Origin of the sequence: Streptomyces sp. NPDC047117 (assembly GCF_040643545.1) — a bacterium.
Lineage (GTDB): Bacteria > Actinomycetota > Actinomycetes > Streptomycetales > Streptomycetaceae > Streptomyces.
In genome coordinates, this window is record NZ_JBEYUN010000003.1 from 107468 (window position 1) to 124685 (window position 17218).

At 70.0% G+C, this 17218-nt stretch carries 14 protein-coding genes; 8 read left to right on the forward strand and 6 right to left on the reverse strand.

What is annotated here, in order from left to right:
• The first annotated feature begins 72 nt into the window (after window positions 1-72).
• A complete protein-coding gene (locus ABZ840_RS06445) occupies window positions 73-744 on the forward strand; it encodes a CPBP family intramembrane glutamic endopeptidase (RefSeq protein WP_361554237.1) in 672 nt (223 codons plus the stop codon).
• 53 nt (window positions 745-797) lie between these two features.
• On the opposite strand, the gene ABZ840_RS06450 is transcribed toward ABZ840_RS06445, so the two are convergent.
• From ABZ840_RS06450 to ABZ840_RS06460, 3 genes are all read right to left on the reverse strand, one after another.
• Window positions 798-2522 (reverse strand): alpha/beta-hydrolase family protein, encoded by a 1725-nt coding sequence (locus ABZ840_RS06450; protein WP_361554240.1) that lies wholly within the window; start codon window positions 2520-2522, stop codon window positions 798-800.
• Window positions 2523-2597: 75 nt separating this feature from the next.
• Window positions 2598-3017 carry a PLDc N-terminal domain-containing protein gene (locus ABZ840_RS06455; RefSeq protein ID WP_361554243.1) on the reverse strand — a complete coding sequence of 140 codons (420 nt, stop codon included), beginning with the start codon at window positions 3015-3017 and terminating at the stop codon, window positions 2598-2600.
• A 30-nt stretch (window positions 3018-3047) separates the two neighbouring features.
• Window positions 3048-4181, reverse strand: coding sequence for a DUF1269 domain-containing protein (locus tag ABZ840_RS06460; RefSeq protein ID WP_361554246.1), 1134 nt, complete (start codon window positions 4179-4181; stop codon window positions 3048-3050).
• Between the two features lie 199 nt (window positions 4182-4380).
• Here ABZ840_RS06460 and ABZ840_RS06465 point away from each other — a divergent pair, with 199 nt between their 5' ends.
• The 7 genes from ABZ840_RS06465 (at window position 4381) to ABZ840_RS06495 (ending at window position 14020) form a co-directional block, all read left to right on the forward strand.
• Window positions 4381-5451, forward strand: coding sequence for a glycoside hydrolase family 43 protein (locus ABZ840_RS06465; protein WP_361554249.1), 1071 nt, complete (start codon window positions 4381-4383; stop codon window positions 5449-5451).
• Between the two features lie 170 nt (window positions 5452-5621).
• A complete protein-coding gene (locus ABZ840_RS06470) occupies window positions 5622-6653 on the forward strand; it encodes a LacI family DNA-binding transcriptional regulator (protein ID WP_361554252.1) in 1032 nt (343 codons plus the stop codon).
• A gap of 205 nt (window positions 6654-6858) precedes the next feature.
• Window positions 6859-7953, forward strand: coding sequence for an ABC transporter substrate-binding protein (locus tag ABZ840_RS06475; protein WP_361554255.1), 1095 nt, complete (start codon window positions 6859-6861; stop codon window positions 7951-7953).
• Window positions 7954-8046: 93 nt separating this feature from the next.
• Window positions 8047-9606 (forward strand): sugar ABC transporter ATP-binding protein, encoded by a 1560-nt coding sequence (locus ABZ840_RS06480; RefSeq protein WP_361554258.1) that lies wholly within the window; start codon window positions 8047-8049, stop codon window positions 9604-9606.
• Window positions 9599-10561, forward strand: a complete 963-nt coding sequence (locus ABZ840_RS06485) for an ABC transporter permease (RefSeq protein WP_361554261.1) — start codon at window positions 9599-9601, stop codon at window positions 10559-10561. Before ABZ840_RS06480 ends, ABZ840_RS06485 begins: the two co-directional genes overlap by 8 nt.
• Window positions 10558-11592 carry an ABC transporter permease gene (locus ABZ840_RS06490; protein ID WP_361554264.1) on the forward strand — a complete coding sequence of 345 codons (1035 nt, stop codon included), beginning with the start codon at window positions 10558-10560 and terminating at the stop codon, window positions 11590-11592. The genes ABZ840_RS06485 and ABZ840_RS06490 overlap by 4 nt, the downstream gene beginning before the upstream one ends.
• A 157-nt stretch (window positions 11593-11749) precedes the next feature.
• The gene (locus tag ABZ840_RS06495) at window positions 11750-14020 is read left to right on the forward strand and encodes an AbfB domain-containing protein (protein ID WP_361555362.1); all 2271 of its coding nucleotides are present in this window, start codon (window positions 11750-11752) and stop codon (window positions 14018-14020) included.
• 76 nt (window positions 14021-14096) lie between these two features.
• Here the strand turns inward: ABZ840_RS06495 and ABZ840_RS06500 are convergent, their stop codons facing one another.
• From ABZ840_RS06500 to ABZ840_RS06510, 3 genes are all read right to left on the reverse strand, one after another.
• Window positions 14097-14762, reverse strand: a complete 666-nt coding sequence (locus ABZ840_RS06500) for a 1,4-alpha-glucan branching protein (RefSeq protein WP_361554267.1) — start codon at window positions 14760-14762, stop codon at window positions 14097-14099.
• A gap of 103 nt (window positions 14763-14865) precedes the next feature.
• Window positions 14866-16170 (reverse strand): radical SAM protein, encoded by a 1305-nt coding sequence (locus ABZ840_RS06505; protein WP_361555365.1) that lies wholly within the window; start codon window positions 16168-16170, stop codon window positions 14866-14868.
• Between the two features lie 288 nt (window positions 16171-16458).
• Entirely contained in the window at window positions 16459-17217 is a 759-nt protein-coding gene (locus ABZ840_RS06510) for a helix-turn-helix transcriptional regulator (protein WP_361554269.1), read from the reverse strand.
• Window position 17218 lies beyond the last annotated feature (1 nt).

Here is a 17218-nt window from a genome sequence, read left to right on the forward strand (position 1 = left end):
CTCCGGCGCAGGGCGAAGGAGCGAGTGACCCGCCACTCCCGCACACCGCGGTCGATAAGCACAGGCACGGCCGTGACAGCCGTCGTGGCCGTGCTGGCGGCTACCAACCTGGTCAACCACCGCTGGCTGCCCGGGTGGGGGTGGCTGACCGCCCTCGTCGTCAGCGTGCTGCTGCTGGGGGTGCTCTTCCGAGCCGGGGGCACCTGGGCGGACGCGGGGCTGGACCCCGCCACGCTGGGACGTGGCGCGCGCTGGGCCGTGGTGCTGATCGGGCTGGTCGGCGTGGGCTACGCGGTGGCGGCGCTGCTGCCGGCCACCCGTGCCCTGTTCGCGGACGAGCGGTACAGCGCGCTGACCGGCGGCCAAGTGGCGGTGCGAGTCCTGGTCACGGTGCCCCTCGGCACGGTGCTGCTGGAGGAGATCGCCTTCCGCGGTGTGCTGTACGGCCTGGTGCGCAGGGCCCGGGGTGCGGTGTGGGCGACGGTGGTGTCGAGTGTGTTGTTCGGCTTGTGGCACGTCCTGCCGTCACTGCACCTGGCGAGCGTGAAGCCCGCGCTGACGCCGGTCTTCGGGCGGTCCACGCTCGGTGCGGTGGCCGCCGTCGTGGCGGCGGTGCTGTTCACCGGGGCCGCGGGCGTGCTCTTCTGCGAGCTGCGCCGCCGCAGTGGCAGCCTGCTGGCGCCCATGGGCCTGCATTGGGCGGTCAACGCGTGCGGCTACCTCGCCGGCTTCCTGCTGCGCTGACCGGCCTCTGGCAGGCGGCGCGCCGTACGGAGGCGTCGTGCACCGCTGCGCGGTCACTTCCCGGACGCGATGATGTCCTTGAGACGGTCGAGGTCCTGGGCGGTGACGTCCGCGGGCCGCAGGACGGAGTTCCAGGCGTCGACGTACTCGGTGATGTACGTGTGACCGTGGCCGCCCGGGACATCGGTGGAGAACGGAAGGTCCGCGGTGACCTGCCAGAACGTCACGAAGGGCAGCCACACCATCTGCTTGAGCACGTCTTCGCCGGGGTGCTGGCCGATCCAGTCCGGTGCGCTGTGGACCAGGCGCGGGCTCCACCAGACGATGGGGTCGGACGGGTGCATGAGGTAGAGGACCCGGCTGTCCTTCCAGGGCCGGTTCGCCGGCGGGATGGCCGTCGCCGGGTCGTTGGCGAACCGTACGGTGCGTCCTTCCTTGTATTCGGGGAGGACTTCGGGGCTGCCGGCGTCACGGCGGTCGCTGAATTCCCGGAACAGCGTGTTGAAGGCCGGAGGACCGGCGAACAGTGTGCCGTCGGTGCGGTTGCGCAGGTCGTATTCGCCGCTGAAGGCGGTCTCGCCGCCGAACGATCCCAGGCTCTCCCCGGCGACGAACAGCCGGGGGCGGTCGCCCGGCGGCAGCTTCGACCAGTCGTCGTAGACGGCGTCGAAGAGGGCGCGGCCCGCCTCGCGCGCCTTGGTCTGGTCGACCAGGTAGGAGAGCCAGGACGGAAGGTAGGAGTACTGGATCGCCACGGTGGCCGAGTCGCCGCCGCTGAGGTACTCGAACGTGTCCACCGCAGCGGGATCGACCCAACCACTCCCGGTCGTCGTCACCACGAGCAGATTCTCGCGCCGGAAGCCGCCCTGCCGGGTCAGGTCCGCGACCGCTTCGGCGGCCCGGGACTCCGCACTGCCGGCCGACGCCAGCCCGGCGTAGGACCGGATCGGTGCCCTCGCCGGGCGGCCGGTGAAGCTCGCGATGTCGTTCGCCGAAGGGCCGGTGGCGGTGAAGTTCCGCCCTTGCCGGCCCAGCGAGTCCCACGGCACGAGCGAGCCCGGACCGCCCGAGCGCAGGCTCGACGAGGGCTGGCGCACCCCCTCCTCGGTCGTGGTGTCGCGCACGGAGAACGCCTTGTTGGCGACGCCGACGAAGCCGTTGAGCAGCAGGCCGGTGACGACCGCCCAGACGAGTCCGGCGACCAGGGTCCAGCCGACCGCGGTCGCCGCACGCGGCCCGATCCAGCGCCTCAGCAGGCCCTTCAGCCGGCGGTACAGGCCGCGGATGCCGCGTGCGGTCAGCAGGAGGAGGCAGAAGACCAGGGCCGCGATGAGGGGCGAGACCACGGCGAGCGGGATGTTGTAGTGGGTGACTCCCATCAGCCGGCGGATTTCGTGCTGCCAGTACTGCCCGAAGCCGAAGAAGAGGCCGAACAGGATGGCCGCACTGAGGAAGAAGGCGGCCCAGGACCTGGGGTGCGGGGGCCGGGGCTCGCGATCGGCGAACGCCCGCCACACCCACGCGGCGAGCACACCGGCGCCGTAACCGAGGGCCGCGTTGATGCCGCAGATCAGGCCCTGCAGGATGCCGCCGCGCGGGAGCAACGACGGGGTGTAGGAGAGACAGGCGAACAGGAGCGCTCCCCAACAGCCCGGGAGGGTGACGGACAGCAGCTTCCGGCGCTTGCGGGACCTCGGCGACGGGCGTGGGGCGTCCGCCGCCGCGGCATCCGCACTCCGGGACGGGCCGGCCGGTGGCCCTGGAGTGTTGTCCACCATGGCTACCCTCCGTCCGGAAGGCCGCGCCAGGACAGAGCAGCGGCCGGTGCGACCGGTGTCAGTGCATGACCGAGTTCAGTGCAGGATCCTGTCCTTCGCCCGCTGGAACTCGTCGTCAGAGATGTCGCCGCGCTCCCTGATCCGGGAGAGCTTCGCCAGCTCGTCGGCCTGGCTGGCCCGGGACGTGCCGGTCGCCGCTGTCCGGCGGACGTAGTTGTCGAAGGCCTCCTGCTGCGCCTGTGCCCTGTTCACCTCGCGCCGGCCCATGCCGCGGCCCCGGGCGAGAACGTAGATGAGGACACCGATGAAGGGCAGCACGAGTACGAAGACGATCCAGGCCGCCTTGGCCCACCCGTTCAGCTCGTCGTCACGGAAGACATCGCCGATGACGCGGAAGAGCAGGAAGAACCACAGCACCCACATGAACAGCACGAACGTGGTCCAGAAGACCCCGAGAAGCGGATAGTCGTACGCGAGGGTGACGGAACCGCTCATGGACTTCTCCTTCCTTTCGCTTGCCGGCGGTCACACTCCGTGGAGCGCGGCGATGAGTTCGTCTTCGCGTTCCTTGGTGAGCGAGGTGTGCAGAACCGTGGGGTTGAAGGGGCGGAGGGCTTCCCGCACCCGGTCGGGAGTGGACTTCCGTACGAGCGCGAAGACCGCGGCACGCCCGGGCTCCAGGGCGCCGGCCGTCTCCTTGATGAACGCGTCGTTGAGGCCGACGTCCCGGAGCTTGCCGGCGACGGCGCCGGTCGCCGCGCCCGCCGCCGCACCGAAGACCGGCATCAGGAAGAGCATGCCGAACAGCGTTCCCCACAGGGCACCCACGGCCGCTCCCTTGGCGGTGGTGTTGTGGGCCTGCTCGACGTGCACCTTGCCGTCCTGGCTGCGCCACGCCAGCGCGGCATCCTCCAGGTCGAGCAGCTCTTCACGGGAGAGCTGGCTGCTGAGACGCATGACGGCTTCGGCCTTTTCCTTGTCGGAGAAGCCGAGCACCACGAGTCCGGTCATGGGAACCTCCTGGGCCACGGGCCGGGCGTCGGCCCTGTGCGTTTCGTCGGTGGTGTCGACGGTGATCCCGCCCGCGGATTCACCCGTCGTCCGTTCGGTCGCCGGTTCGGTCGCGGGTTCAGTCGTCCGTTCCGTTGGTTCTCCTGCCGCCCCTTCGTCGAGGCGCGCGGCGGCGGCGAGCAGCTCAGCGGCTACGGGGGCCATCGCCTCCTCGGTGAGGAAGCCCTCCGCGAGCGGAACGCCGCCCTGCTCGCGGATCGCACCTTTCAGCTTCCTCGCCCACCGGTGTTCAAGGAGGAGGAAACCCGCTGTGGCACCTGGATCCAGCGCTTCCGCGAGTTCCCGGATGTCGTCCGCGGCCACCCCGAAGGCACGCCCCGGGGCCAGCGAGGGAAACGCCTTCTCCGCTTCCCGCATGCTGCCCGGTGCGAGTCCGAGCAGCGCGCTGATCGTGTCACCCATCCCTTCGGCCTGATAGCCGAGGGCGGCGAGATCACCGTTGGTGTCCTTCCGCACGACCAGGAGATCCAGGACGAGTATCTGGCCCGCAGCCGTGAGCTCTTCCAGTTCTTGGAGGATCCGCCCCTCGAACGCCGCATCCGCGCCGAAGGTGATCACCAGCAGCTGTATGGGCCCGGCCTCGGTCATCATGTGCCTCCCTCTATAGGGGGTGCACGTCATTGAGCAGCAGATGGCGCCGGGCGGCATCCCCCGTAGCGGGTGAATGACCCAACGCCCCGCATTCTCCGATGCGTTGACATGTCCAGTGCGAGTCGCAATGCTGTCGAAGCCCCTCTTCCATCGATGTAAAGCAGCATGGGAGAGGCCTAATCGATGGGACGGGACCATGAAGCTTTCTCGTTGTCTGTCCGGCGCCGCCGCCTTCGTGCTGGCCGGCGTCCTCGCCACCGTGCTGTCGCTGTCGTCCGCCGAACCGGCCCGGGCGGATCAGACCGGCCTCCGGGCCGCCGACCCGAGCGTGATCCGGGTCGACAGCACCTACATCTCCGTACAGTCGACCGGTGGCGGCATCGCCGTGCGGCAGGCCCCTTCGACCGCCGATCTCGCCTCGGCGCCCGCCCGGCAGGTCTGGTCGGACGCCCGCGGCCTCGGGGAGGTCTGGGCTCCGGAGATCGTGCGGGACGGCGGCCGGTACCACATCTACTTCTCGGCCGGCCGTGGTGCGGCGCACCGGATGTACGTCATCAGCTCTGCCGCCGCGGACAGCGGCTACGGTGCCGAGACGAAGCTGGCGCTGCCGGACGACAAGTGGGCCATCGACGGGACCCTGTTCACCTTCAACGGGCAGCGCTGGTTCGTCTGGTCGGGCTGGGCCGGTGACACCAACGTCGAGCAGAACCTCTACATCGCCCGGATGAGCAGCCCCACCGCACCTACCGGCGCCCGGTACGTCATCTCGCAGCCGCGGGAGAGCTGGGAGCGGGTGGTCGGCAACCCGTTCATCAACGAGGCGCCCGAAGCCATCAAGGACCCCAACGGGCAGCTGCACATCGTGTACTCCGCCAACGGCAGCTGGAGTGAACAGTACTGCCTCGCCGACCTGCGTCTGCGGGCCGGCGGCGACCCGACCTACGTGTGGGACTGGTACAAGTCGAACGGCTGCCTGTTCGGCTCCCACCGCGCGACGATGATGTCCGGCTGGGACCCGACCCTGTACGTCAACGGCCCGGGTCACCACAGCTTCGTCCTGCTCAACGGCGACATCAACACCAGCCCGCCCGCGGGCCCGAAATTCCCCCTGATGTTCCACGCGGTGCCGAAGGGAACGCCGTACTCGTGGGAGAACCGGTACTGGTACACCGGCACGTTCACCTGGTGGGGCAACAGCACCTACAGCCGCGCCAACGTCCCGGGGCCGAACACCGACACCGGCTGGAGCATCAAGTTCTTCGAGTGAGCGGTTGACAGCGGCATCGCACGGACCTGGCTCATCGTCTTGCCAGCGCGACACGCGAGCCGTATAACGTTGTAAAACTGCGCACCGAGGCTTGGCGCACGGCTCACGATGGTGACTGCCATGGGACCCGCACCGGCCACCGGAATCGGGCCGTTCGGGAAGGGATCGACGTGCGGGTCAGCCTCAAGGACGTCGCCGCGCACGCGGGGGTCTCCATCAAGACCGTCTCGAACGTGGTGAACGATTACCCGCACGTGACACCGGCGATGCGCGAGCGCGTCCAGCGGTCCATCGACGCGCTCGGCTACCGGCCCAACCTCGCGGCCAGGCACCTCCGCAAGGGGCGTACGGGCATCATCGCCCTGGCGCTGCCCGAGTTCGGCAACCCCTACTTCGCCGAGCTTGCCGCCGCGGTCATCGACGCGGCCGCCGAGCACGACTACATCGTGCTGCTGGATCACACCGGCGGCCGCCGCGAACAGGAGGTCCTGGTCAGCCAGGCCTTCCGGGCACGGGTCATCGACGGACTGATCCTCAGCCCCATCGAGCTGGAGGCCGAGGACCTGTGCGACCGCGCGGAGGACGCGCCGCTCGTGCTGCTCGGCGAGCGCGAATACGACCTGCCGTACGACCACATCGCCATCGACAACGTCGCGGCGGCCCGCGCCGCCGTCCGCCACATGGTCGCCCTGGGACGCCGGGAGGTGGCGTTCATCGGTGCCCGGCGCGGACGCAGCGAGCCCGCCGAACTGCGGGTGCGCGGCTGGCGCGAGGAGCTGACCGCCGCGGGCCTGACCGCTGACGACCGGCTCGCGGCCGTCACCGACGGCTGGGGGTTCGCGGACGGCGCCGCGGCCATGACCGGCATTCTGCGGGCCGGGCGATGTCCCGACGCGGTCTTCGCCTACAACGACCCGATGGCCATCGGTGCGATGCGGGTGCTCCACGAGTGGGGGCTGCGCGTGCCCGAGGACGTCGCGGTGGCCGGGTTCGACGACGTGGTCGAGGGGCGCTTCGGCACGGTGACGCTCACGTCCGTGTCGCCGGACAAGGGAGCCATCGGCCGGCTCGCGGTGGAGTCGGTGCTCGCGCGGCTCAGCGGCAGGACGCCCGAGCACCGGCGCATCCGGGCGAGCCACCGTCTCGTCGAGCGGGAGAGCACGCTGGGGCGCCGTACGGCGAGTGACGGCCGGCGTGCTTGAGCGCCGCGCCAACGGCCGCCGACGGTCGGCAACTTGCCTGCCGAAGCCCGCGTGTCGTGCACGAAGGGTTTACAGCATCCTTCCAACGATGTAAAAACCCCTTGCGACGGACCGAACAACGTCCAACGCCTGGGGGAGAAGCACCACTTCCGCTCGTCGTTCGGCTTCCCCAATTCCTCTCAGCGGCACCCGGAACGGGGTCTTCATGCAGCACACCACTCACCGCCCTCACCTCCTCGCCCGTCCTGCGCTCCTGGTCGTCGCCGCCGCGGTGGCCCTGGCCGCCACCGGTTGCGCGAAGTCCGAGGACGACGTGTCGGACGGCAAAAAGTCCTCGTCGGCCGCCGACGCCGGGCAGAAGGTCGTCACGCCGAAGCCCGGCAGCAAGAGCTGCACCATCGACGCCTACGGCGCCAAGAAGCTGGACCTGAAGGGCGCGACCGTCGGCTTCTCCCAGTCGGAGAAGGAGGCCAACCCGTTCCGCATCGCCGAGACGAAGTCCATCAAGGACGAAGCCTCCAGACGCGGCGTCAAGCTGCTGACGGCCAACGCCCAGTCGCAGTTCTCCAAGCAGATCAGCGACGTGCAGGACCTGCTCGCCAAGGGCGTCGACCTGCTGGTCATCGCACCGCTCAACTCCGACGGCTGGGACCCGGTGCTGAAGGCGGCCGCCGCCAAGAAGGTCCCGATCGTGACGATCGACCGCAAGATCAATGCCACTGCCTGCAAGGACTACGTCTCCTTCATCGCCTCCGACTTCGTCGAGCAGGGCCGGCGCGCCGCCGACCAGATGATCGAGGCGACCGGCGGCAAGGGAGAGGTCGCGATCCTGCTCGGCTCCGCGGGGAACAACGTCACCACCGAACGCACCAAGGGGTTCAAGGAGCAGATCGAGAAGAAGGCCCCGGGCCTGAAGGTCGTCTTCGAGCAGACCGGTGACTTCACCCGCGAGAAGGGCCAGCAGGTCACCGAGCAGCTCATCCAGTCCAAGCCGGGGATCAAGGGCATCTACGCGGAGAACGACGAGATGGGCCTGGGCGCGATGGCCGCGCTCAAGGGAGCGGGCAAGAAGTCCGGTGACATCAAGATCGTCACGGTCGACGGCACCCGCAGCGCGGTCCAGGGCGTCGTGGACGGCTGGATCAGCGGTGTCGTCGAATCCAACCCGCGGTTCGGGCCGCTGGCGTTCCAGACGCTGGACACCTTCACCAAGGGCGAGAAGGTGCCCCAGGACGTCGTCATCCAGGACAGCGCCTACACCGCGGACAACGCCAAGCAGGACATCGGCAAGGCGTACTGACGCCCGGCAGGGCCCGGCCGCTCGTGGCCCTGCCCGCCCCGCCCCGCCCCTTTCCCTTCCCGCCAGCCTCACCACCCCTTTCAGGAGGCACAGGTGTCTGCCCCGGCCGAAGTCCTCGCCGTCCGCGGACTGAGCAAGTCCTTCCCCGGCGTCCGGGCCCTGGACGACGTGGACCTCACCCTGCGTCCCGGTGAGGTCCACGCCCTGATCGGCGAGAACGGCGCCGGCAAGTCGACTCTCATCAAGCTCCTCACCGGCGTCCACCGGCCCGACGCGGGGGACATCACCTTCCAGGGCCGCAAGGTCTCCTTCGCCACCCCGCTGGAGGCCCAGAAGGCCGGCATCTCGACCATCTACCAAGAGGTCAACCTCATCCCGCTGCTGAGCGTGGCCCGCAACCTCTTCCTGGGCCGCGAGCCACGCACCCGGCTGGGCCTGCTGGACTTCGCCCGTATGCACCGGGAGGCCGGGGAGACGCTGCGTACCTACGGCGTACGGGTGGACGTCCGGCAGCCGCTGCGTACCCTCGGCGTCGGCGCTCAGCAGATGGTGGCGCTGGCCCGTGCGGTGGCGACCGACGCGCGAATCGTCATCATGGACGAACCGACCTCCTCCCTCGAACCGCGCGAGGTGGAGACCCTGTTCTCGGTGATCCGTCGGCTGCGCGACGACGGCATCGCCGTGGTCTACGTCAGCCACCGCCTCGACGAGCTGTACGCGGTGTGCGACACGGTCACCGTGCTGCGCGACGGCCGCCGCGTCCACCACGGCGACCTGGCCGGCCTCGACCGGCTGACGCTGGTGTCGACGATGCTCGGCCGGGAGCTGGGCGAGGTGCGCAAGGAGGGGCTGACGAAGTTCGCCGGCGATCACCATGTCGCCGACACCCGGCCAGTGCTGGAAGCGGACGGCCTGAGCGTCGCGCACAAGCTGCACGACGTCTCCGTACGCATCCGGCCGGGCGAGGTCGTCGGACTGGGCGGGCTGCTCGGCTCCGGACGCACCGAAACGGCGAAGGCCATTTCCGGCGCCCTGCCGGTGCGCTCGGGGAGCGTCATGGTGGCCGGCGTCCCGCTGCGGGGCGGCTCCACCCCCGCCGCCATCCGGGCGGGCATCAGCCTGCTGCCCGAGGACCGCAAAAGCGAAGGCATCGTCCCCGGCCTCTCCGTCCGCGAGAACATCGCGCTGGCCGCCCTGCCCCGCCTCTCGCGCTTCGGACTGGTCTCCGAGGCCCGCCTGGACAGCGTCGTCGACACGTTCGTCGAGCGGCTGCGGATCAAGGCGTCCTCGCCGCACCAGAAGGTCGGCGAACTCTCCGGCGGCAACCAGCAGAAGGTGCTCCTGGCCCGTTGGCTGGCGATGAATCCCAAGGTGCTGCTGCTCGACGAGCCCACCCGGGGCATCGACGTCGGCGCCAAGGCCGAGGTGCAGAAACTCGTGGACGAACTGGCCGCTGACGGCCTGGGCGTCCTGCTCATCTCCTCCGACCTGGAGGAACTGATCGAAGGGTCCGACCGCGTGGTCGTACTGAAGGACGGTGCGGTCGTCGGCGAACTCACCGGCGACGACGTCACCGAGGACAAGCTGATGCGGACCATCGCCGGGGATGCTCCGGCGCCGGACGCGGTCGGGAAGGCGGCCACCGATGGCTGAAGCCACCGTGCGGATCGCTCCACTGGACAAGGCACGCGTCCTGCAATGGCTGCAGACCTACGGCGTGTACGCCGGCGTGGCACTGCTGCTGGTCGTCAACATCGTCATCACACCGCACTTCCTGTCCGCGGAGAACTTCCGTACGCAGGCGGTGCAGGTCGCCCCGGTCATCATCGTCGCGCTGGGCATGGCCCTGGTCATCGGCACCGAAGGCGTCGACCTGTCGGTCGGTGCCGTGATGGCACTGGCGGCCTCGGTGACGGCCCTCTACCTCGGCTACGGCCTGCTTCCGGCTCTGTTGGTGGTGGCACTGTTCGCCGCCGGCGTCGGCCTGGCCAACGGGGCGCTGGTCGCCTTGGTGGGAGTACAGCCCATCGTGGCCACCCTGGCCCTCATGGTCGGCGGCCGGGGCATCGCCCTGGTGCTGCTGCCGCAGCTGAAGGACCTCCACAACCCCGCGCTGGCCTCCCTGGGCTCCGCCGACATCGTGGGCATTCCCTACCTCATCCTGATCGCCGCCGTCCTGGCGCTGCTGGTCGCCTTCGTGGTGCGCCGCACCACCTTCGGACGCCGCCTCCTCGCCATCGGCGACAGCCGCCCCGCGGCCCAGCTCGCCGGCCTGCCGGTACGCCGCGTGCTGATCGTGGTGTACGTACTCTCCGCGCTGCTCGCGGCCGTGGCCGGCGTCCTCGCCACCGCCCGGCTCCAGGCCAGTGACCCGACCTCCCTCGGCAACCTGATGGAACTCTCCGCCATCACCGCCGTCGTGGTCGGTGGCACCCCGCTGAGCGGCGGCCGGGTCAACATCGGCGGCACCGTGGCGGGAGCCGTCCTCATCCAGCTGCTCACCGCCACCCTCATCAAGCACGATCTGCCCCCCTCGTGGACCCAGATCGCCCAGGCCATAGTGATCGTGTGTGCGGTCTACGCCGCACGGGGACGGGGGAAGCGATGACCGCCACGGAGACGGGTACGCCCGTGACCACGGCGAGCAACGAACCGACGGGCGGATCCGAACCGGCCGGATACGCCCGCTCCGAGCGGCTGAGCGCGCTGGGCCAGCAACACGGTGCGCTGGCCGTCCTGGTGATCGTCTTCCTGGCGGCGTCGTTCGGGCTCGACTCCTTCGCCACCGGCGACAACATCGCCAACATGGCGACGAGTTCGGCGTTCCTCGCCGTCGTCGCCCTGGGCATGACCTTCGTGATCATCACTGGCGGCATCGACCTGTCCGTCGGCTCCCTGTTCGCCCTCGGCGGTGTGCTGGCCGCTTGGGGCGCACGCCACGGATCCCTGATCGCCCTGTTGCTGCCGCTGGTGGTGTGCGGCGCGATCGGCCTCGTCAACGGGCTGCTGGTGGCCCGCTCCCGGCTGGCGCCCTTCATCGTCACTCTGGCCGCCATGCTCGGAGCACGCGGCCTGCTGCTGGCCCTCACGGACGAGGGCGCCGACACCTACCTCATCGGCAAGGGATCCCTCCTCGCCGAACTCGGCCAGGGCACCACCCTCGGCCTCGGCAACCCCGTATGGATCATGCTGGCCCTGTTCGTCGCGGGCGCCGTCGTGCTGCGCCGTACCCGGTTCGGCCAGCATGTGTACGCGGTGGGCGGCAACGAGGACGCGGCGGCACTGATGGGTGCCCCGGTGGCCCGCACCAAGATCATTGTCTACTCGCTGTCCGGTGTGCTGGCCGGGCTGGCCGGCGCGCTCAACGCCGCCTGGCTCGCCTCCGGCGTGACCATCCTCGGCAACGGCATGGAGCTGGACGCCATCTCCGCCGTCGTCATCGGCGGCACCCTGCTGACCGGCGGCCTCGGCTACATCAGCGGCTCGCTGGTCGGCGTCCTGCTCCTGAAGGTGATCCAGAACGTCATCAACCAGATCGGCTCGCTGGACTCCTCCTACCAGCAGGTCGTCAGCGGTGCCTTCCTGGCCGTGGTGGTCATCGCCCAGACCTGGCTCGGCCGCAGGCGGCAGCTGATGTGAAGACCTGGGCGCGGCCCGGCCACTCTCGCACGCGCACGTCTCCCACCCCACCCCGCAAGGAGTCACGATGCGTAGCTCAGCCGCACGTCGTTCCGCCGTTGCCCGGCTCAGACGGTGGGCCCAACGGGCCACCACCGCACTGGCCGCGCTCACCCTGATGGGCACGTCCCTGGCTGCCTCCGGCACCGCGGCCGCCGCACCCCGGGCCTGGACCCCCAAGCCCTCGCCCATGACCACCCCGTGGACGAACCGGGTCCCCACCGACAAGCCGCTGCCGGAGTACCCGCGCCCCCAGCTCACCCGCCCCGACTGGGCCAACCTCAACGGCATCTGGGACTTCGCGGTGACCGGCAAGGACGCGGGGCAGCCCACGACCTGGTCCGAGCAGATCCGGGTACCGTTCGTTGCCGAGTCCGCGCTCTCCGGCATCCAGCGGAAGATCACGCAGAACGACAAGCTCTGGTACAAGCGCACCTTCACCGTGCCGTCGGACTGGAACGGCCGCCGCGTCCAGCTCAACTTCGGCGCCAGTGACTGGCGTACGACCGTCTGGGTCAACGGCCGGCAGGCCGGCGCCACGCACAGCGGTGGGTACGACGCCTTCTCCTACGACATCACCGACCTGCTGAACGGCGGCACCAACACCGTCGTCGTCTCCGTCTGGGACCCCACCCAGACCGGAGGCCAGGCCGTCGGAAAGCAGCGCATCAACGACGTCGCCCCGCACCCCGGCGGCGGCATCTTCTACACCGCCGCGTCCGGCATCTGGCAGACGGTGTGGCTGGAGCCCACCTCCGCCGCGCACGTCACCCGCGTCGACATGGTCCCCGACCTCGCCAACAACCGCCTCAAGGTCACCGTCCGCGGCGCCGGAACCAACGGCCATCAGGCCCGCGTCACGGTCGCCACGGGCGGCCGCACGGTGGGCACCGCCACCGGGCCGGTCGGCAGTGAATTCACCGTGCCGGTTCCCGACCCGCATCTGTGGACGCCGGAGGACCCCTTCCTCTACGACGTCAAGACCGACCTGCTGTCCGGCACGTCGGCCGTCGACTCGGTCGGCGGCTACACCGGCATGCGCTCGATCGGCGTCGCGAAGGTCGACGGCGTGCTGCGCCCCGTACTCAACGGCAAGTTCGTCTTCCAGACCGGCACCCTGGACCAGGGCTACTGGCCGGACGGCATCTACACCGCACCCACGGACGCCGCGCTCAAGTACGACCTGCAGAAACACAAGGATCTCGGCTTCAACATGGTCCGCAAGCACATCAAGGTGGAACCCCAACGCTGGTTCTACTGGGCGGACAAGCTGGGCCTGCTGGTCTGGCAGGACATGCCCGCCATGGACCTGCGCACCCCGGACTCGGCCGCCCGCACCCAGTGGGAGGCGGAGTACGACCGCATCATCGACCAGCACCGCAGCTCCCCGTCGCTCGTGCTGTGGGTCAACGAGAACGAGGGCTGGGGCCAGTACGACCAGGCCCGCATCGCCGACCACGTCAAGGCGTACGACCCCTCCCGCCTGGTCGACAACATGAGCGGTGTCAACTGCTGCGGCTCCGTCGACGGCGGCAACGGCGACGTCGTCGACCACCACGTCTACGTCGGCCCCGGCACCACCGTGCCCAGCGCCACCCGCGCCGCCGTCCTCGGCGAGTACGGCGGCCTCGGCTACAAGGTGGCAGGGCACGAGTGGTACCCGGGCGGCGGCTTCAGCTACGAGGACCAGCCCGACCCCGCCCACCTCAACAACCGGTTCGTCGGCCTGCTGGACGCGATCCGCGAGGTCCGCATGCCACGCGGGCTCTCCGCCGCGGTCTACACCGAGATCACCGACGTGGAGAACGAGGCCAACGGCCTGCTCACCTACGACCGGCAGGTCGTCAAGGTCGACGAGGCCCGGGTGAAGGCCGCCAACCAGGCTCTCATCAACGCCTCCCGCTCACCCTCGGCACCCGTCACCCTGCCCACCGGACAGTACAAGTCGCTCCGCGTGACGACAGCGGGCCTCACCGACCGGTACGTGCGGCACAAGGACGGCGCCGTCTTCACCGAGGTCGTGGGCAGCGGCAGCGACGGGCTGCTGAAGAACGACGCCACGTGGAAGATCGTCCCCGGCCTCGCCAACAGCACCTGCTACTCCTTCGAGTCGCGCAACTACCCCGGCGAGTACCTGCGCCACCGCGAGTACCGCGTCTACAAGGAGGCAGGCAGCGGCGACCTGTACCGGGCCGACGCCACGTTCTGCCCCGTCCGGGGCGCCAACGGGGGAGTGCGGCTGTCCGCGTACAACTTCCCCGACCAGTACCTGCGCCACTACGACAGCGAACTGCGGCTGGCCACCCCGGGCGGTACACACGCCTGGGACACCCCCACCTTGTTCACCGAGGACACCACCTGGACGGTGGAGGCCCCGTGGGCACCGTGACGCCGGCGTAGTGACCGTACGGCGACAGCGGCCGGCCCGATGGGTGGCGGTACACCGGGCCGGTCAGTCGTGAGGCTTACGCCCGGTTGCCGGCGTGCACGGTGGCGAATACTCCGCGGGCGCGGGCGTCGTCCGGCAGGTTCCAGTGACCGGTGAGGTGGCCGATCACCCCCGGCCCGGGGACGAACGGGGCGTCCGGAGCGGGCTGCAGGACGCGGTGCAGGCGGAGGGTCGCGCCGTCCGGCGCAGCCAGCTCAGTGCTTTCTCGGTCGTCGGCGGCAGTGGGGGAGAAGTTCGTGGAGAGGGAGCCTTCGCCGGTGTACGAGGCGGTGACCTCCCGGTCGGGGGTGTTGCTGATGCTCTGAGCCTGGGCCTGTGCTCGGCCCTCGATCAGCGCGAGCAACTGGGCGACCAGCACCGGGTCGTGGCAGCCGTCGTACGCCCAGCGCTTCCCCAGCACACCGTGCTCCATCGTGCCGACGAGCGCGCGCTCCGCCCCCTCCAGCGGCGCACCGCGGTAGGTGAGGGGGACCTGGTACGTGGCGAGCTGGGGACCGGAGGCGTCGGTGACGACCATGAACTCGATGCCGACCTCACCTTCCGGGTCGTCCAGCCGGAAGCCGCCCGCCTTCTCCAGCTTCGGTCCGCCCGGGCCGCCGTCGTACCACGGGCGGTCGGGCAGCCAGGAGTTGAGCAGTTCCAGCTTGGTCGGCGTGATGGTGGTGCGGTGCATGACGGCCATGACTGCTGCTCTCTTCCGTTGTGTGGACGTGGAATGCGCTCCGGCGGCCCTGGGGCAGCCGGAGCGCATGACCGGTGCTATCCGAGCGTGATCCGTTGCGCGGTCACTCGCCGGAGACGGGGGCGCCTTCCTCCGCGGGCAGGGTGTCCATGAAGGAGCTGACCGAGAAGACCGCGCGGCCGGCGCCCGCCGGACCGTAGCCGGGGGGCGAGGACAGGCCGTGCCGCTGCATCGCCGAGCGGTACGCGTCCAGCAGCCGGATGTGGTACTCCAGCGGCGCGCCCTGCGGATTGCTCCTGCCCAGCGGCGTGGTCGGCTCCGGGCACCAGGTGGTGAACCGCGGGGTGATGCCGTTGGACATGAAAAAGTCCAGGCCCTCGGTGGTGGAGGCGACGGCCTCGTCCACGGTGTTGAAGCCGTACGGCGCCGCCATCTCGACGCCGGCGACGAAGTTCGGGATGACGTTGCGCGGCCCGAAGACGTCCGCCGAGTCCAGGATCCGGCGGTGCCACTCCTCGCGGCCGACGTACCGCTCCTTGCCGGGGCAGTACAGCTCGAAGAGGCGCTTGTCCCAGACCTCGAAGTTCGGGTGGTAGATGCGGATGCCGTAGTCGTGGAAGCGCTTGACGTCGTCCTTGGGCAGCGCCTGCGCGACGACCTTGCCGGTCCAGCGGCCGGGGAACCGCTCCTCGATGGCCTTGGCGTACATCCCGTAGAAGTCCGCCTCGTCCATGCCCTGCACCTTGGAGGTGATCGAGCCACCGGTGAGGGTGTAGGCGCTGGAGGCGCCGAGGGTGTCGTGGTCGGAGATGATCTGGAGCGCCTCCAGCACCTCCTCGACGGGCTTGACTCCCGTGTAGGGGCGGCCGGCGGCCTTGTGCTGGCGCCAGTTGTGGTTGATGTCGCAGTACTGGCACTCCTCCTTGGCGCCGAAGTACTGGCACACCCGGAAGACCGTCAGGTAGATCAGGTAGCCCCACTGGATGGTAGGTGCCACCTCCATGACCGACTTGCCGTTGGCCAGCGTGTGCCGGTAGTAGTCCGGCATCGGCGGCAGGCCGACGTCCGAGATCCGCTTCCCGTCGAGGTAGAGCCCGAGGGCGCCGTCCTCGCCGGCCTGCACCCGGTAGGGCGAGTCCGGGTTCACGCGTACGGAGACGACGGTACGGCGCAGGTCGTACGGGCCACCGGTGAGCACGACCTCCTCCGGGGGCCGTCGCAGTGCGGCCTCACCCAGCTCGGGGAGCGTGCGGTGGTCGAAGGAGAAGATGAAGTAGGACTTCGGCTTGACCTCGCCGGTCGCTTCGTCGGTCGTGTCGCTGAGCGCCGAGTCGTCGAAGGCCATTCCGCCCCGGAGCAGGTCCTCCTTGATCACCGCTTCGCGCGGGATGTGCGGGAAGCGCTGCATCAGGTCCTCGACCAGTGCGGTCCGGTTCGGGTGTCCCTGCAGGTCCTGCTGGGGGGACGGGGCCCGGCGGGACGGCACGGGGGACGGCATCGGCAACGGCGTCGGGGATGACGGCATGGTGTGAACGAACTCCTCACTTCGCGGCCCGGGGGCGCCCCCGACGGTACTCCTGCGCCCGAATCGCCCGCACACCTGCCTCCCCGTTCGGGGATCATTTCCGGCACGGGACCGCCCTGCCGACGCGTCGATACCCCTTGGTGACCGCTTACGGTACGTACGTGTTCACCCTCAGTGATTGCGGCGGGTCGTGGTCGCGGCGCGGCCCGGTGTGTGGCCGAAGGTGCGGCGGAAGATGTCGATGAACGCGCTGGCCGAGGACCAGCCGCACTGGTGCGCCACGACCGTCACCGGCGTGTCCTGGGCGAGCAGCGCCAGGGCGTGGCCGAGCCGCAGCTGGGTGCGCCACTGCGGGAACGTCATGCCCAGGTCGGCCTTGAACAGGCGGGACAGCGTCCGCTCGCTGGCGCCGACCTGTCTGCCCAGGGCTGCCAGAGTGCGGTTGTCGGCCGGGTCGGCGTGCAGGATCTCGCAGAGCGCCTTGAGCTGTGGCGCGGTGGGTGTCGGCACGTGGAGCGGCTGCTGGGGGGAGACCCGCAGCTGGTCGCAGAGGACGGCACGCAGGCGGCGTTGTTCCGGGCCGTCATCGGCCGGGTCGCGGGTGCAGGCGAGGATCAGCTCGCGCAGCAGTGGGCCGACGGACAGTACGGTCGGCTCGTCCAGGCCGAGCGGGTTGGTGTCGGCGGGCAGGCCGATCAGGTGCAGTTCGAGCTCGCCCTGTGCGTGGTGGGAGTGCACGGTGCCGGCCGGTACCCAGATCGCCCGGGTGGCCGGGGCCGTCCATGAGCCCGCGCCGGTGGTGACGGCGAGTACGCCCCGGCCCGCGTAGACGATCTGGTGGTCGTCGTGGCGATGGGCGTCGATACCTGCGCCGGGGGCCAGCCAGCGGGCGTTGGTGGGCGCCACCGACTCATGGCGGATTTCCCTCATT

Coding starts and splice junctions, on each gene's coding strand:
- ABZ840_RS06505 (WP_361555365.1), bottom strand. CDS start 16,170: ATGCAGCGCTTCCCGCACATCCCGCGCGAAGCGGTGATCAAGGAGGAC.
- ABZ840_RS06475 (WP_361554255.1), top strand. CDS start 6,859: ATGCAGCACACCACTCACCGCCCTCACCTCCTCGCCCGTCCTGCGCTC.
- ABZ840_RS06500 (WP_361554267.1), bottom strand. CDS start 14,762: ATGGCCGTCATGCACCGCACCACCATCACGCCGACCAAGCTGGAACTG.
- ABZ840_RS06455 (WP_361554243.1), bottom strand. CDS start 3,017: ATGAGCGGTTCCGTCACCCTCGCGTACGACTATCCGCTTCTCGGGGTC.
- ABZ840_RS06485 (WP_361554261.1), top strand. CDS start 9,599: ATGGCTGAAGCCACCGTGCGGATCGCTCCACTGGACAAGGCACGCGTC.
- ABZ840_RS06495 (WP_361555362.1), top strand. CDS start 11,750: ATGGGCACGTCCCTGGCTGCCTCCGGCACCGCGGCCGCCGCACCCCGG.
- ABZ840_RS06465 (WP_361554249.1), top strand. CDS start 4,381: ATGAAGCTTTCTCGTTGTCTGTCCGGCGCCGCCGCCTTCGTGCTGGCC.
- ABZ840_RS06510 (WP_361554269.1), bottom strand. CDS start 17,217: ATGAGGGAAATCCGCCATGAGTCGGTGGCGCCCACCAACGCCCGCTGG.
- ABZ840_RS06460 (WP_361554246.1), bottom strand. CDS start 4,181: ATGACCGAGGCCGGGCCCATACAGCTGCTGGTGATCACCTTCGGCGCG.
- ABZ840_RS06450 (WP_361554240.1), bottom strand. CDS start 2,522: ATGGTGGACAACACTCCAGGGCCACCGGCCGGCCCGTCCCGGAGTGCG.
- ABZ840_RS06490 (WP_361554264.1), top strand. CDS start 10,558: ATGACCGCCACGGAGACGGGTACGCCCGTGACCACGGCGAGCAACGAA.